Source organism: Pseudomonas cerasi (genome assembly GCF_027983475.1).
Classification (GTDB): Bacteria; Pseudomonadota; Gammaproteobacteria; order Pseudomonadales; family Pseudomonadaceae; genus Aquipseudomonas; species Aquipseudomonas cerasi.
On record NZ_JAQJVM010000005.1, the window covers coordinates 40,962 to 56,249 of the forward strand.

Here is a 15,288-nt window from a genome sequence, read left to right on the forward strand (position 1 = left end):
CGCAGACGAACGATAGCTTTAATCAGTCAATCAGGCGCCCTTGAGGTTGCGCAAGTTGCTGATGACGGACTCCAGAGCCCGATCGAAGAGTAGCGCGTCGTCGAGAATACGCACCGCACCGCGACGAAATTCGACGGCAAGGCCGGTGCGGGTCTTTTCCAGAACCTTCATGCCGGTACGATTGACGAACACATAACGTCCGGTAGGCTCGACAATCGCGGTCAACTTGCAACGCAGCTTGTGCTCTTCATCTTCCTGAATCTCGACCCAGCAACCGACCCGCAACTTGTCGACCATCTGCAGGCCTGCATCGTCGTCGGGTAGCTGAACCACCGGTTCATTGAGCATCTGCTCTTCAGGAGTAATCAGAACGATTTCCTCGACCACCGCCATCATCGGCGGGCCTTCGACGGCCAGGCCGTCTGCCTGAACGGTATCGCCCTCGCCTTCCTGCAAGCGCGAGAAGTGCTGGAAAGCCTGGACATGCAGCGACTCCAGCTGGCTGAAGAATTCGCTGGTGGCAAACGGGTCGAACGCGGCGCTGGTCAAGCCATCACGCAGCGACTTGAGCAGTCCCGGAACCAGCTCCAGCAAGCGCTGCAGAGCCTGCGGGTCGTCGTGCAGCTCGACGCTCCAGATCAACTCGTCCATGGTCTCCAGCCCGGCCTGCCACTCGCTGGACTCTTCGCCATGCTTGAGACAGGTCAACAGCAGGACCTTGCTCCAGGCCTCCTGCAACAGCCGCACAACCACCTCGGGCAAGGTTTTGCCCAATAGGCGCTGATTCAGCTCATGCTGCACCTGCTGCCTGGCCAATTCGGCACGGGCGCGCCCTTCTTCGGCATCGCGGGTGCGCTGCTCGAGCAACTCGCTGCGGCGACGCTCGTCACTGGTGAAGGCCAGAAAATCCGCCAGCAGCTCGGAAAAAATTGCCGGGTCATCGACAAAATCATTGAGCAGGCGCTGCACGATCTGCTCGACACGCTGATACAGCGAGTCGCGCTGATAGTCGTCACGACCGCCCCAGCCCAATGCGGCAGTGGCAATTTCGTTAAGCAGGCGACGGGCAGGATGACTGCCGCGGCTGAAGAAGCTTTTGTCGATGACCGCCACTTTGAGCATCGGAATCTGCAGACGCCCGATCAAAGCACGCAGTGAAGGCGTCAGGTTGCGGTCATCGAGAATGAACTCGAACAGCATGGCGATCAGGTTGATGACGTCCTCGTCACCGACACCGACGATTCTGGATTTGCCGGTCTTGACGTTGACTCGCGTCAGCAGTTGTTCCAACTGATTGCGCAGGTCGAAATCGTCTGAAGTGTCCTGCGAAGGCACATATTGCTGCAGGTGAGACAGCAGGCGCAGCAGGTCCCGGCTGGAAATCGGACGCACTTCAGCGTTGGGCTCATGACGCGGCGCGAGATTACCGCGCACGTGCAGCAGCAGTTCCTGCAAGGCCGAGAAGACCTCCTGCACCCCCTTGTCGAGCTTGTCGGCGGCTTCGTTCAGGGCAGGGTCGGACATCTCGGAAACACGACTTCTGGGCGCCGCCCTGTCGGATGAACGACGGGCCGGCAACGCTTTCATGTTCGGTAATACACCTGTTGCAATCAGCAGCTGATTGGCTTCGCTGTACAGGTCGTCCGTATTGGCCAGGACATACTTCTCGAACAGTTTGAGAATGATCAGCTTGACCTTGATCTCGACGCCAAGGCTGCGCCCGGCGTCCAGAAAGAACCTGCACAGCATCGCCGGCCCCAGGGGGTTGGAGTCTTCGGCAATGGCTTGCGGAATGAGCACGTTCAGGCGCGCAGTGAGCTGCCCCAGAGCGAGGGCGTCACGGCTCATGACCTTGCTGACCATAGCGTCCACGGCCACGGTCTTCTCGAGATCGTCGTTGTGCACCAGCGACAGCTTGTCGAAGGACACAGGGGCCGGAAGCACAGGCTCCTGAATCTGATACTGGCCCAGGACCAGAAAGGACTCGTAGAACTTGTCGAGGAAGCCACGTTCTATGCTTTTGCGCTTGAGGCGCAGGTCACGCATGGCTTCAAAAAAGATGTTCTGCTCAGTGTTGCTGCGGGCGCGGTCAGCCATTTCGAACAGCGTATCGTCGGCGTTATCGAACAACGCCTGCAATGCATCCTTGAGCTGCTGGGCCGCCTTGTCGCGAACCTGCAACAACACAACGGGTAACCGGGCCAACGGAGTACCCGCCCCCTGCAAAGGGAACGATTTGCTCAACGGCACTACTTTTTCGTCGTTTGGCATTACACCCCCTGACAGGAAACAACCTGAACCCCATCACAAACGTGGCTTGTTACCCTCGCACTGTGAAGCGACCCCCTTGGCCTTGCGCAACGTCAAACTCATGGCGTCAATTACAAGTCGGATTATCTTTCAAAACTTGTCATCAACGCCAGTGAGACTTTTCTTTCACTCTCGCGAATGAAGCGGCAAGGCATTCATGTGCAGCGATAGACCGCGATATTCGCTTTCCATCGCAAACGAATTTGCCAAACCGACCAACTGCACGTTTCCAGGGGTAACACCCTGGCATGGCGCTGGTGGGTAAGCGGGATGCGGTGCCTTATACTCGAACGACTTTGCTACTGGAGCCCGCTATGCCGAATTTACGAATTGCCGACCTGACCGCCGAGATCGAGGCCAATGTGCGTCGCGCATTGCTGGAGGATGTCGGCAGCGGCGATATCACCGCCCAATTGATTCCGGCAGAACGGCTGGCCAAGGCCACTATCATTTCCCGCGATGCAGCGGTGATCGCCGGTACTGCCTGGGTCGATGCGGTCTTCCGGCAATTGGACCCGCGCGTCGCCGTGCACTGGCAAGTGACCGATGGCGACCGTGTCAGTCCCAATCAGGCGCTGTTTCACCTTGAAGGCCCGGCCCGCTCGCTGTTGACCGGCGAACGCAGCGCGCTCAATTTCCTGCAGATGCTCTCGGGAGTGGCCACCCGGGCGCAGTACTTCGCGGACATGGTCGCGGGCACTCAGGTCAAACTGCTGGATACCCGCAAGACCCTGCCGGGCCTGCGCCTGGCGCAGAAATACGCGGTCACCTGCGGCGGCTGTCATAACCATCGCATCGGGCTCTACGACGCTTTTCTGATCAAGGAAAACCATATCGCAGCCTGTGGCGGCATCGCTCAGGCAATAGAAGCGGCGCACCGAATTGCCCCCGGCAAGCCTGTTGAAGTCGAGGTGGAAAGCCTGAGTGAGCTCAGGCAGGCGCTGGACGCAGGCGCCGACATCATCATGCTCGATGAATTGAGCCTTGATGACATGCGCGAGGCTGTGCGCCTTACCGCAGGCCGTGCCAGCCTTGAAGCCAGCGGCGGCATCAATGACGACACCCTGCGGGTGATTGCAGAAACGGGTGTCGATTACATTTCCATCGGTGCGATGACCAAGGACGTGAAAGCCGTGGACCTGTCCATGCGCCTGAGCCTCTGACGCATCGCGCACAGCCAACTGTCACTATTCGCTCGGGAGTAGACGCTTTGGAACAATGGTTTGTGATGAACGCGGGCAAGCAACTCGGCCCGATGGACGCGGATGCTGCGCGGCTGATTGCCCGTGAGTCGCCCGGCGCGTGGTGCTGGAAGCAGGGCATGCCGGACTGGCAGCCGATCTATCAGGTGCCGCAGGTGCGCGCCATGAAGAAGGACGGGGTGACGCCTTTTCCTGATCCGACGCCGGACATGATCCAGCCCAGGCCGTCCGCGCTGCCGGCGCAGGCAGCCCCGACACCCGCGCCGGCCTCTGTGCCCGCCAGACGCCCTTCGTTTACGCCCGACCCGAACGCCTCGGGCGGCTATGGCCTGGCGCAGACCACCGATGGCGTGGACTTCAAGCTGTACGGCACGGAAACCCAGTTCATCGAACTGGAGCTTGACCCTGGCGAAAGCGCCGTCGCCGAAGCCGGAGCGATGATGTACAAGACCTGCGACGTGCAGATGGAGACCATTTTCGGCGACGGCAGCAATCAATCGTCCGGGCTGCTGGGTTCGCTGTTCGGTGCAGGCAAGCGCATGCTGACCGGCGAGAGCCTGTTCACTACGGTGTTTTCGCAACAGGGTTCAGGCAAGGGCCGCGTGGCGTTTGCAGCGCCCTACCCCGGCACGATACTGCCGCTCAACCTGCGCGACTTCGGCGGCAGGCTGATCTGTCAGAAAGACAGTTTTCTGGCTGGCGCCAAGGGCGTCTCCATCGGTATCCAGTTCCAGAAGAAAATCCTCACCGGTCTGTTCGGGGGCGAAGGTTTCATCCTGCAAAAGCTGGAAGGTGACGGCTGGGTGTTCGTGCACATGGGCGGCACGGTGCGCAAGATCGAACTGGCCGCAGGCGAAGCGCTGGACGTCGACACCGGCTGCCTGGCAGCCATGACCCAGACCGTCGATTACGATATCCGCACGGTCGGTGGCGGCATCAAGTCGATGCTGTTCGGCGGCGAAGGGGTTTTCTTCGCCAGACTGACCGGCCCCGGCACAGTATGGCTGCAAAGCCTGCCCTTCTCCCGACTGGCCGGGCGCATGCTGGCCGCAGGACCATCGGGTGTGGGCAGAAGCGAACGTTAACCTCAGCACTACGTTATTGGACCGAAGACTGTGCTGCGCACTTGCAACTATCGTGCGGCGCTCTGCGTCGCATGCCTTTCCGGACGCTCCGCGTCCTCTTGACGACGCAGAGCGACGCGACATGCATTCCCACGCTGGAGCGTGAGGAACGATAGCCATGATCAGCACCCAATAAAAAACCCCCGCCATCGCTGGCGGGGGTTTTTATTGGGCGCTGCTCGGGTTTAGCCGATTGCCACGCCGTGAGCTTCTGCCAACGGCTTCAGACCGCCGGCAAAGCCCTGGCCAATGGCCTTGAACTTGAACTCTTCGCCATTGCGATACAACTCGCCGAAGATCATCGCGGTTTCGGTCGATGCATCTTCCGACAGGTCGTAACGAGCAACTTCCTTGCCGTCAGCCTTGTTCACAACGCGGATGTAAGCGTTGGAAACCTGGCCAAAGCTTTGCTTGCGCTCTTCAGCGGAATGGATGGTAACCGCGAAAACCAGCTTCTTCACTGCCGCTGCCAGGCCAGTGAGCTTGACCGTTACCGACTCGTCATCGCCTTCGCCAGCGCCTGAACGGTTATCGCCCAGGTGCTCGACCGAACCATCAGCCGACTTCTTGTTGTTGTAGAAAATGAAGCTGCTGTCGTCCAGCACTTTGCCATTTTCGCCAACGATGAAGATCGAAGCATCCAGGTCGAACTCGGTGCCATCGGTCACACGCGGATCCCAGCCCAGGCCCACGGTGATTTCTGTCAGGCCAGGAGCCTCTTTTGACAGGGAAACGTTGCCGCCTTTACTCAGACTTACTGCCATGTTCTTGATCCTTTCCAGAAAAGTGGTTGGGCGTGAATCAGAAATTCATGCCGAAAGAGTTGGCCACGGCTTTCAGTCCACCAGCAAAACCGCTACCCACGGCGCGGAACTTCCACTCGCCATTGTTGCGGTACAGTTCGGCGAAAATCATCGCGGTTTCAGTGGAAGCGTCTTCTGCCAGGTCGTAGCGAACAACTTCAGAACCTGACTGCTCATTCAATACGCGAATGAACGAGCCACCCACCTGACCGAAGTTCTGCTTGCGGCTGTCTGCGTCGTGAATGGTCACGACGAAAACAACTTTCTCCACATCGGCAGGGACACGGGCCAGATCGACCTTGAGGACTTCGTCATCGCCGTCGCCAGCACCGGTACGGTTGTCACCGGTGTGCTCGACAGAACCGTCGGCGCTCTTGAGCTGGTTGTAGAAAATGAAGTCAGCTTCACTGCGGACCTTGCCGTTGGCGGCCAACAGGAATGCGCTGGCGTCCAGGTCGAAATCCTGTCCGTCAGTGGCTCGCGGATCCCAGCCCAGACCGATCAATACGTTGGTCAGGGTAGGGTCGGTTTTCGACAGCGAAAGGTTGCCACCTTTTTGCAGAGTCAAAGCCATGATTCGTTTATCTCCTTTATCCAGTGTTTACGCTTTTTCTTCCGCGGATTCGTCTTTGCCCGGGAAGAGCAGGCTTGCAACGATACCGATGATCAATACGACGACCACAACCAGCAAGCTGGTGTTGGCGCTGATCTCGTAACCGTGATGGAACAGGTGGTTGGTTGCATTCAGGCCCAGTTTGACGGCGATGAAGAACAGCAAGGCGATAACCGCTTTCTCCAGGTGCACCAGGTAGCGCTTGAGGGCTTCCAGAACGAAGTACAGGGTACGCAGACCGAGAATCGCGAACAGCATGGCCGAGAATACGATCAGCGGCTCGCGGCTCACGGCAATGATTGCAGGCACGGAGTCGAACGCGAACAGCACGTCGGAGATTTCCGCCACAACCAGACACAGGAACAGCGGGGTCGCGAACAGAGCGCCTTTGGCCGCCAGCGTGATACCGGCGTTTTCAGGCTTTTTGACTTCCTGCTCGAGAACCGAGCGACGAACGAAGAAGTTGCTGCCGTGCAGTTTTGGCCACACCGGGAACAGCTTCTTGGCGAAGCGATAAGCCATGTGTTGCGAGTAGTCGACTTCTTCGTCGTCGTCATCGCCCGCCCTGAGCATCATGATGGCTGTCCAGGCAACGATGACCGCAAACACCACTTCGACCCATGGACCCAGCGCCAGAAGGCCGGTACCAATGGCGACGAAGATGCCGCGGAAGACAATGGCACCGATGATTCCCCAGTACAGAACGCGGTGGCGCAGGCCATCCGGAATCTTGAACCAGGAGAACAACGCCATGAACACGAACAGGTTGTCGACGCTCAACACTTTTTCCAGCGCATAACCGGTCACGAACAGCGTGGCGACTTCAGAGCCGTGCTGGACATACAGGAAACCGGCGAAGGCCAGCGAAATGGCGACCCAGAAAATCGACCACGCCGAGGCTTGCGCGAGGGTGATTGGCTTGTTTCCTCGGTGGGAGAACATGTCGATAGCCATGGCCGTAACGGCCAGACCGACGAAAACCGCCATCGTGAGTGGAGGGAAGCCTAGAGAGGTGCTTTCCATTTAACTGCGTTCCTTAGGGTAAAAATTACAGGTCGAAATCGGACGGATTGAGGCCAAGCTCTCGACAGATCGTGCGGCAGACTTCCCGCTCTTTCTCATCGAAGCTGCCATCGGCGCCGCCGATAGCACAGCAGACGCGCACCAGCAAACGGGCTGCATCTTCTTTCTTTTTAATCTTGCCGATGGTTTTCAAGGCCTCGGCACGACCAATTTCAAAATCGAACTCGAACTTTGAGCAGGCTTCCTGGAAGCCCTGGATGACGTCCTTCATGTCGAAAACTTTCAGTTCCTGAGAGTTCTGAATGAAGCCGGCCATTTTCTGCTTTTCACTGGAGCTGATATCACCGTCTGCGGCCGATACCAGAGCACAGCCGGAAACCACAGCCTCCATGAATTCGCGATTCTTGAACTTCGAGACTTCCGAAGCCAGCTTGTCGCGAGCAGCTGTTGCGTTTGTTTTCAACCAGTCCAGCATGTCTATCTCCCATGAGGCGGCACAGCCAGCCCAGAAATACCACGGTATGTTTACTTGGAACCTGCAGCCCAGCGCATGCCCCATCCGTAGGCTTTATCCATGTTGCTGTGGCCGTTATGGAAATCCACACGACGCGTCACCTTGACCGCACCGTTGTCATTTTCCAGCAGGGCAATGGCACACATGCCCTGGCGACCGCCCTCTTCATTGAGGCGAACCTCGATGGGCGGCTGGCCCGGCGCGTGAATGGTGACGACCCCGTCGGTTTCCTTCCAGTTCGGCGCACCTTCATAGATGAACGCGTAGACCAGAATGCGACGGATCTTGCTCCAGTGCGCGCCATTGATATGCAGCCACTCACCGTCGCTGATCGAGCCGGTACGGTCATCGCCCATCAACTTGATGAACGGCTCGGTGTTGAGCGAACCGAACGAGTTGCCCAGCGCCTGAACAGCGCCTTTGAGACCGTCCTGCATTTCGAAGAGGCAGCCTACATCAAGGTCGATGGCATTGCTCTTCTTCATAGAGAAGAAGCCACCGCCCTTGCTGTCGTTACGACGGTTCCAGTTCAGGTTGACCCGAATCTCACCGAAACCGGCACTGGATTTTTCCAGACTGATCGAAGCACGGGTCTTGTCGAGCGTGATCTTGCTCAGACTGACGGTCGACTTGGGCACAGGCGCTGGAACAGGTGCAGGTGCAGGCTGATCCTGCGGCGCGGCGACTTCAACGCCGAAGTTTTTTGCCAATGGCTCAAGGCCGCCAGCAAACCCCTGGGCCACGCAACGGAACTTCCATGCCCCCTGACGCAGGTAGAACTCGCCCAGAATCAACGCGGTTTCTTTCATGCCGCTGGTAGGGATATCGGCTTCGATACCACCGGTGATGTTCAAGGCCAGGCGCGACACGCTGCCAAAACTGGCCTTGTTCTCATAGATGGTCGCCGTCAGGGCCACCTTCTCGATGGCTGAGTCGAGACGGCTCGGATCAAGACTGAACACTGCGCGTCCGGCTGACGCTTCCGTCTGCTGCAGCGCACCGCCGTTCACGCTTTTCTGGCCGTAGAAACACATGTCCTGATCGCCACGGACCTTGCCGGAACCGGTCAGCAGGAACGCAGACACATCGATATCCGCATCCGCGAGCGGAGAGTAAATAACTTCCACCGTCAGCGGGCCGGCAGCGACCGGCGCGTTGGCGCCCGGAACAAGTTGGGTCATGCGCGCACAGCCCCGATCGCCAGCTCGACCAGATCATCTGCAGTACGGCCATTGGTGACCTGCCCTACTGCGGTGAAATCCCAACCTGCAGGGGTGCGCGCCAGATAGGACATCACCACGCCGGTGTGCTGGCCTTTTTCGGACAGATCAAAGCGGCCCAGTTCGTTACGGCTGCCCAGGTCGACAATACGGCAGTAGGCGTTGGCGACTTTTTCGAAATTCTGACCGGTGAACGAATTGACGGTGAACACCAGGTATTTGACCGTGGCAGGCAGTTTTTCCAGATCGACGCTGATGGTTTCATCGTCGCCCGCGCCTTCGCCGGTACGGTTGTCACCCGAATGCTGAATGGCACCGTCACGCGATTGCAACTGGCGGAACCAGACCAGATCGAGGGGCTTTTTGTCGGCGTCGAGCATGATGCACGAGGCATCCAGGTCGATATCGCCGCCGCCACCACCGAGCAATTTACCGAAGAAACCACTGGCTTTTTCAGGGTCCCATCCAAGTCCCATGCTGACTTTCTTGAGGCCTGTACCAGCAGTTTTCTCGAGTGAGATCGTCTGGTTCTTTGCCAAAGTGAGTGCCATTTTTCGCTCCATGTGACGTTGGATTTCGGATAAAAGTGTTACAGCCTTACCGTGTTGGCCCGTCTTTGCCATCAGGATTGTGTAACTTGGCGTTAACGGGGCCTTTATAGCGGCCTCGACGCCACGTCGGATGGAACAAACGCCAGTGCGCATCCTGAGCTGCGGCGAGCAATTCGTGGTCACCTCGGGTGTCGCCCCAGGCGCGAACCCGGAACTGGGTCAATGGCCCGTAAACGCTCTCCAGGCGTGCAACTTTCGAGTCGCAACGGCAGTTGCTGCCTTCGATCAAGCCGGTCAGCTTGCCGTCGATCACTTCCAGATTGGTACCGATCAGCTCTACTTTCAGGCGATCAGCAAAAGGTTGCAGGACCATAGCAGGCGATGCTGAACAAAGCGTGACAATGGCACCCTTCTCGATTTCAGCGGCAATGGACTCCAGCGCGGCAGGACGCATCAGGCGTTTCCAGTGCGACTGGCAGAACGCTTCAGCCTTCTGCTGCAGCCACTGCACTTCGACGCCACTGAGGAAGGCCTTGATCAGGCGCCCTTTCAGTTCGTCGCGGGTCACGCGCTTGGCAAGAAAGCCGATGCTCGGCAATACCAGCCGGGCCATACGCACAGAGAAGGCTCGTTGCCCAAAGGCGAACTTGAGAAACGGCACGAAGCTGTCGTGTCGGGTGATGGTCCCGTCAAAATCGAAAACCGCCAACAGGCGTTGTTCAACTTCGATTTCAAGATCGGGGCCTACAGGTTCAAGATCAGGTTCTACGGTTTCAAGGTCAGGTTCTATCATCTAGCTAACTGCCTCAGCGAGTCGAATGCTGGCATCCATGATCGAAGCGGGTGCGGATAACACTCCATGCCATTTGGCGCGCTCCATGATGTGGGTTGCCCATTTATAGTGGGTAGCCGGTTCACACATCGCGTCGTTGTACTTGAACACTGCGGGGGCCACAGAGTTCAAAATCATCCGGGCGGAGTTGATGTCCTCCAGGCTGACGCGTAGCGCATTCTGAATGATATTGACCTGCGAGGGGTGAATTGCCGTTTTACCGACCAATCCATTGGTAATATCCAGCGCCAGCTCATGCTCCAGAATGTCCGGAGTAGCCAGTTGCTCGAACACCGGAGCGGTAAGCGCAAAGCCCTGCGAACCCATGACACCCGCCAGCATGGGGATGACATACCCCATCGGCGTCGAATACAGGGTCATGGCCGGATTACGGCGCAGCCCCAGGCAGCCCATCAGGTCATTGCCCCCGATGCGCAGCGCAATGATCCGCTCGCACAGACTGGCCTTCAAGGCTTCCCCCAGCTCGACCATCGCTGTCGGATTGAACACCTCGGGGGTTTCCAGTGTAGGCATCAACGCCAGCGCCGGGTTGGTGACGGCCTGCTCCCAGTTCGTCAGACTTTTCAGCGAGAGCTTGGGAACAACGAAACCGTCGACGTGCGCCATCAGCGGCCAGTCGTTGAGAATTCGCGCCATCGCAGCGTCTCTTGGACGCACGAACAGCAGCGGACCGTTGGCCGGACGACCGCCACGATCACGGATACGGGTGAGTACCTGACGAAGATTGAGCAACGCCGTGTCGACATCGGTCAGTGCTACGGCGTCTTCCAGACAGACGACCAGCGAACGCAGCTCGGGAATCTTTTCACCGAACACCACGTCGACAATGTCGTCACGGGTCGCGGGCATGTACAGCGTTGCCCCCAGCGCATAAGGCGAGAATAAGGCCATTAGCTCAGACTCCGAATGATGGTCACAGCCCGATAGGGCCCCAGGAGATCGCCAACTTCTTCGACGGGAATCCCCGCTTTTTCGGTCAGGTGCAACAGCAATTGCACGTCGCTGTCAGCCAGGTTGCGCACCAGTACATGATCCGGCACGCGGCGCATGACCGCTCTGGTGGCTTCGGCAATGCCCGGCTTGATGCGATTGAAGTTATTGATCCCGAAGCGCTCGGCCAGACGGTCGACCACCTGTAATGCGGCGGCCTTGAGTTCGGTTCGCTGAGGCAGCGTCCAGGGTGTCAGTGTGAGCGTAGAACCGTTTTGACGACGCTGGCTGTCGATCTGTTCAATAAAAGACTGCGTGACGTCGTGGTCCCGCAACTGCTCGTACACCACGCAACCGTGCAGCCCGCCGTCCGTCGGCCAGATAGAGCGCGACACCAGACCGGACACCGTGGCACCGAGAATGCCGGACGGAATCACCCAGTCCTCTGCCGACGCTGCCAGCCAGGCACTGCCGCACGGATCGGCCAGTACCACCAGCCGTGGCTGATCCGGAAAGCGCGTATCGCTCGCCAGACTGCGACGGATCTCCCCCGAAATCGCGCCCTTGCCGGTCCAGCCGTCGACGAACACGATGTTCTGCGCGCCGTGGGCCTGAATAATGGCTTCAAGCGCCACCGTATCAATGCCGCGATCACGGACGATACTGATGCCGTAGTGGTGCGCTTCGCGGCCCAGATCGATCAGCGCCCGTCGCAACAGCACACCCAGCGGCAGACCGGCGCGCACGAACGACACCAGAATGATTTCAGCGCCTGTGCAATCGCTGTCAAGCGCCTGGGCCAGAGCCTGTACATCTTCGGCCATGCGCGCGCCGTTCTGCTTGAGCGCCCGCTCATACAGCGCCTTGTGAGCGACGCTGGGCGCTGACTCCTCGCTGATCATTTCCGAATAGTGCTTCTGTCGCGTCTGAATCAGGCGCTCCTTCTCCTCGACGCTGGTGGTCTGCATCGCCACGCCGCGCAACAGAAAATGCACGTCGTCGTGCAGGTAACTGCCACTACCGACCGTATCGAGCCCGTGAACGGGATCACTCATGCGCGGCTCCGACAAACATTTTCGCCAACTGACTGCGGGCAGGCGTCGCCCACCAGTGGCACTCTTCCATGAAACCCAGATCGGTAATGCTGTCGCCAAAACCGAGCACCGGGCGTTCGCCATTGATCGCCTTGTCGCGTCGCAGCCATTCCTGAACCGCGTAACGCTTGGCCAGCCCTTCGGGCAGAAAGGCCAGATTGTTGCCGTTACCATGAATATGCATGCCGTCGAGCAAGCCACGCGCCTGCACTTCGGCCAGCACTTTGCCGAGGATGCTGTCATCGCTCTCGTTGTGCTTGGTCACCACGTAGTGGAACAACTGCGCCTCTTCGACCACCCAGCCGCGCAATGAAAACCCCAGCTCCTGACCGATCGCCAGTGTCGTCGCCGACAGCTCATGCAGACGCGACTGGTAACTGGCCAGGGTCTGTTTCATCTGTTCGTTCCAGTCATGGTCCAGCCGTCCCATGACATCGAGCATCACGCCACCATGGGAGCAGATCGCACCTGCGGTGAACGGCAGTTTGACCCGGCTGTAGGCCTCGACACTGCGCGCCGTCACCGGCACCACATCGGAATGCGCCAGCAGCCAGTGCGCGAACGACTTCTGCACATTGGTCATGTAGCCATTGGCATTACCAGAGATGTCCAGCGTTGCGACGTGCTTTTCAATGTCAGCCGGCGTTTTGCGCGCGGTCTGGAACAGGGTGTCGTCCAGATCGACGAAGATCAGCGGGCGGTCGTTACTCATCGCAGATGACCTCGGCGTTCAGTGCTTCGATCAACTCGGCAGGCACCGCCTGCCTTGGGGTTTCGGTACAGATCAGCACCCGGTCGAACTGACCCGGCCGCACGTTGTAGAGGAAGTTGGGAATGCCCAGGCCATAGTTGTCGGAGAACGACAGCGCATGGTCGATGGCGTGACCGAGTGCAATCGGTGAACGGCTGGTGGAGCTGAAGTGCACGTCGGCTCCGGCTTTCTCCAGACGCTCGGCGAGCAGGAACGGACGCCAGACGAATTCGCTGGTGCCAACCACCAGAATGCGCTCGCCCTTTTTGATGGTAATACCGGGTGCCAGCGTATCGGCCACCGAGAGCACACCCATGCGTCCCCAATCGTTGGCGGTGACCAGCGGCCAGTCACCCATGGCAACGGTGCCGACTTCCGGCATCTCAGGCAGCGGCGCGCTTAAGTCTTCATCGAAGAAGTAAGAGCCTTGCAGCAGCGAAACCTGTTCTGCCACTGCGCCCATCGAGGTACTGACCGCGCCCGCCGACCAGTCGGTGAGCACACAGGTCACCACCCGCTCGATTTTGCTCAAGCCGGCGTCAACCAACGCTTGATGCAGGTTGATGAAGGTCTTGCCTGTGGACGCCTCGTCATCGACCAGCACCAGCGAACGGGCACCGAGCATCATCTCGCGTAACGCCGGATCGACGGGCAGGTGGATCAGATGAGCGCTGGCGTGGCTGTGCTCTTCTTCAAAGCGGGCAAACAGTGCACTGCCGGTCGGATGGCGCGTGCTGACCATGTACAAGGCATCCGGGCGCGTTGCGCTATAGGCACGGTGTACGCCGGCACCAAGGCCGACAGCCGTTTCGGCCATGCCGATGACCAGCACCGGGCCGGGCAGGTCTGCGGGGATCTTGTGCGCCAGGTCCTGAAAACTTTTCAGCATCACGCCTGGACGCGCAGGGATATGGCGCCCCAAGACTCGGGACACGAAGAGAAACGCGCGCTTGGGGTTACGCCGCTCGGCGAAGCCGAACAGTGAATCCGGAGCGATGGTCGACGAATCGACGCTGACATCGAGGCGACCACGAAGCAGATCAGCACGAAGCTTTGTAGGGTTGGAAAAAGCTGCACTGCTGTCCATCGATAAATTCCTGATTAGCGGGGCCGCAGCCCCTGACGCCTGCAGACCAGCCAGGCAACACCAACCTCATTGGCGAGAGGCTTCAACGAGCCATAACGACGACTGAGCGGTGCGTGAGATTTCTGTGGTGGTGTAGGACCTTTCCGGGCGGGCATGCGCAGCGTCGATGCGGCACGCCTGCAGAAAGGCCAGCAACAGTGCGGACTTCACGGCGAAGTTCATGTTCTGCCCGTCCGGTACGGTCGAGGTCACCATGCCAATCACTGCGCCCCCGTTGTCGAATAACGGGCTGCCACTGGACCCCGGCTGTATCGGTGCCGTGAACTGAAACAGGCTGGCATCGTTGTGCAGGCCGAACAGACCGGAGATCCCGCCCTGAGTCACCTGCAACCCGCCACCTGAAATGGACGCCAGTGGATAGCCCAAAACCGCTACGGTATCACCCGGCTCACAGCCCTGCCCGTCCCGGAATGTAACCGGAGACAACAGCGGTGCGCCCTGCACGCGCAGCAGCGCGATGTCGTTGCGACGGTCGATGACCACCGGCTCGGCCTTGTAACGGCCCTCCAGTGAAGTGATGTAGAACACGCCCATGTCTTCGATGACATGCGCACAGGTCATGACGTGCGCCGGGCCGACCACGAACGCCGTGCCGGTCGCCGACTCATGCCGCGGCCCGCCACCCGAGCCCGTAGAGGGGCGGCGCGGATGACGGTCGTCCACGTCCAGACCGATCTTGCGCCCGAACGCCGACAGTCCATACGCCGAGCCTTCGCTCAGCGCGCGGAATTTCCATTGCTCATTGCGCTTGTAGAACTCGCCAATGATGATCGCCGCTTCGCCGTTATCGCGCAGGTCCAGGCGGTGCTCGATATCGCCATCCACTTTGAGGTGCAGGCTGGCAATGTCGCGGATCGGCCCCATGGCGGCGTAGACGTAGACCATCAGCAGCACGCGATCACTGCCCGTCGGCAACCTGTCCAGCCTTAACGTGCAGCCAACGTCCTGAGGGCCGCCGCTCCACTCCATCCAGCCCTGCTCCTGATGCAGCAGCGCCGGATCACCCATTGGCTGGCGTTTGTCGTTGACCGCCAGCAAGGCGACCGCTGCGTACTCACCAAAAGCCGAAGACTTACCGCTCTCCAGGTTCCAGGAGCAGTGGGCGTTAGCTAAAGCAGTGTTTGCACCTGGCGCAAGAAGCTTCATGCCCGAT

The 15,288-nt window shown here is 59.2% G+C and carries 15 protein-coding genes; 2 read left to right on the forward strand and 13 right to left on the reverse strand.

All coding sequences use genetic code 11. The features are described 5' to 3' along the window. Window positions 1-30: 30 nt before the first annotated feature. Window positions 31-2,271: a DUF1631 domain-containing protein gene (locus PI739_RS24035; RefSeq protein ID WP_044310143.1), complete on the reverse strand. Its 2,241-nt coding sequence runs from the start codon at window positions 2,269-2,271 to the stop codon at window positions 31-33. A gap of 353 nt (window positions 2,272-2,624) precedes the next feature. On the opposite strand from PI739_RS24035, the gene nadC reads away from it, so the two are divergent. Beyond that, window positions 2,625-3,473: a carboxylating nicotinate-nucleotide diphosphorylase gene (gene nadC / locus PI739_RS24040; RefSeq protein WP_044310142.1), complete on the forward strand. Its 849-nt coding sequence runs from the start codon at window positions 2,625-2,627 to the stop codon at window positions 3,471-3,473. A gap of 47 nt (window positions 3,474-3,520) precedes the next feature. Continuing rightward, window positions 3,521-4,597, forward strand: coding sequence for a TIGR00266 family protein (locus PI739_RS24045; protein WP_003430709.1), 1,077 nt, complete (start codon window positions 3,521-3,523; stop codon window positions 4,595-4,597). A 224-nt stretch (window positions 4,598-4,821) separates the two neighbouring features. On the opposite strand, the gene PI739_RS24050 is transcribed toward PI739_RS24045, so the two are convergent. From PI739_RS24050 to PI739_RS24105, 12 genes are all read right to left on the reverse strand, one after another. Beyond that, window positions 4,822-5,400, reverse strand: a complete 579-nt coding sequence (locus PI739_RS24050; protein ID WP_003371304.1) for a TerD family protein — start codon at window positions 5,398-5,400, stop codon at window positions 4,822-4,824. Between the two features lie 37 nt (window positions 5,401-5,437). Further along, window positions 5,438-6,013, reverse strand: coding sequence for a TerD family protein (locus PI739_RS24055; protein ID WP_003371302.1), 576 nt, complete (start codon window positions 6,011-6,013; stop codon window positions 5,438-5,440). Window positions 6,014-6,040: 27 nt separating this feature from the next. Further along, window positions 6,041-7,075: a TerC/Alx family metal homeostasis membrane protein gene (locus PI739_RS24060; protein ID WP_003371301.1), complete on the reverse strand. Its 1,035-nt coding sequence runs from the start codon at window positions 7,073-7,075 to the stop codon at window positions 6,041-6,043. 25 nt (window positions 7,076-7,100) lie between these two features. Then, on the reverse strand, window positions 7,101-7,550 hold the full coding sequence (locus tag PI739_RS24065) for a tellurite resistance TerB family protein (RefSeq protein ID WP_003371299.1): 450 nt from the start codon (window positions 7,548-7,550) through the stop codon (window positions 7,101-7,103). Between the two features lie 50 nt (window positions 7,551-7,600). Further along, window positions 7,601-8,770 carry a TerD family protein gene (locus PI739_RS24070; RefSeq protein ID WP_271352225.1) on the reverse strand — a complete coding sequence of 390 codons (1,170 nt, stop codon included), beginning with the start codon at window positions 8,768-8,770 and terminating at the stop codon, window positions 7,601-7,603. After that, entirely contained in the window at window positions 8,767-9,360 is a 594-nt protein-coding gene (locus PI739_RS24075; RefSeq protein ID WP_002552034.1) for a TerD family protein, read from the reverse strand. Before PI739_RS24075 ends, PI739_RS24070 begins: the two co-directional genes overlap by 4 nt. A gap of 46 nt (window positions 9,361-9,406) precedes the next feature. Next, on the reverse strand, window positions 9,407-10,153 hold the full coding sequence (locus PI739_RS24080; protein WP_271352226.1) for an HAD-IB family hydrolase: 747 nt from the start codon (window positions 10,151-10,153) through the stop codon (window positions 9,407-9,409). Next, window positions 10,154-11,104, reverse strand: a complete 951-nt coding sequence (locus PI739_RS24085; protein WP_003430714.1) for an HpcH/HpaI aldolase/citrate lyase family protein — start codon at window positions 11,102-11,104, stop codon at window positions 10,154-10,156. Then, entirely contained in the window at window positions 11,104-12,198 is a 1,095-nt protein-coding gene (locus tag PI739_RS24090; protein WP_271352227.1) for a cysteine protease StiP family protein, read from the reverse strand. Before PI739_RS24090 ends, PI739_RS24085 begins: the two co-directional genes overlap by 1 nt. Continuing rightward, window positions 12,191-12,949: an HAD family hydrolase gene (locus PI739_RS24095; protein WP_003430718.1), complete on the reverse strand. Its 759-nt coding sequence runs from the start codon at window positions 12,947-12,949 to the stop codon at window positions 12,191-12,193. The genes PI739_RS24090 and PI739_RS24095 overlap by 8 nt, the downstream gene beginning before the upstream one ends. Beyond that, a complete protein-coding gene (locus PI739_RS24100) occupies window positions 12,942-14,075 on the reverse strand; it encodes a phosphoribosyltransferase domain-containing protein (RefSeq protein WP_054082226.1) in 1,134 nt (377 codons plus the stop codon). Before PI739_RS24100 ends, PI739_RS24095 begins: the two co-directional genes overlap by 8 nt. A 66-nt stretch (window positions 14,076-14,141) precedes the next feature. Beyond that, on the reverse strand, window positions 14,142-15,281 hold the full coding sequence (locus PI739_RS24105; RefSeq protein WP_096136692.1) for a trypsin-like peptidase domain-containing protein: 1,140 nt from the start codon (window positions 15,279-15,281) through the stop codon (window positions 14,142-14,144). Window positions 15,282-15,288 lie beyond the last annotated feature (7 nt).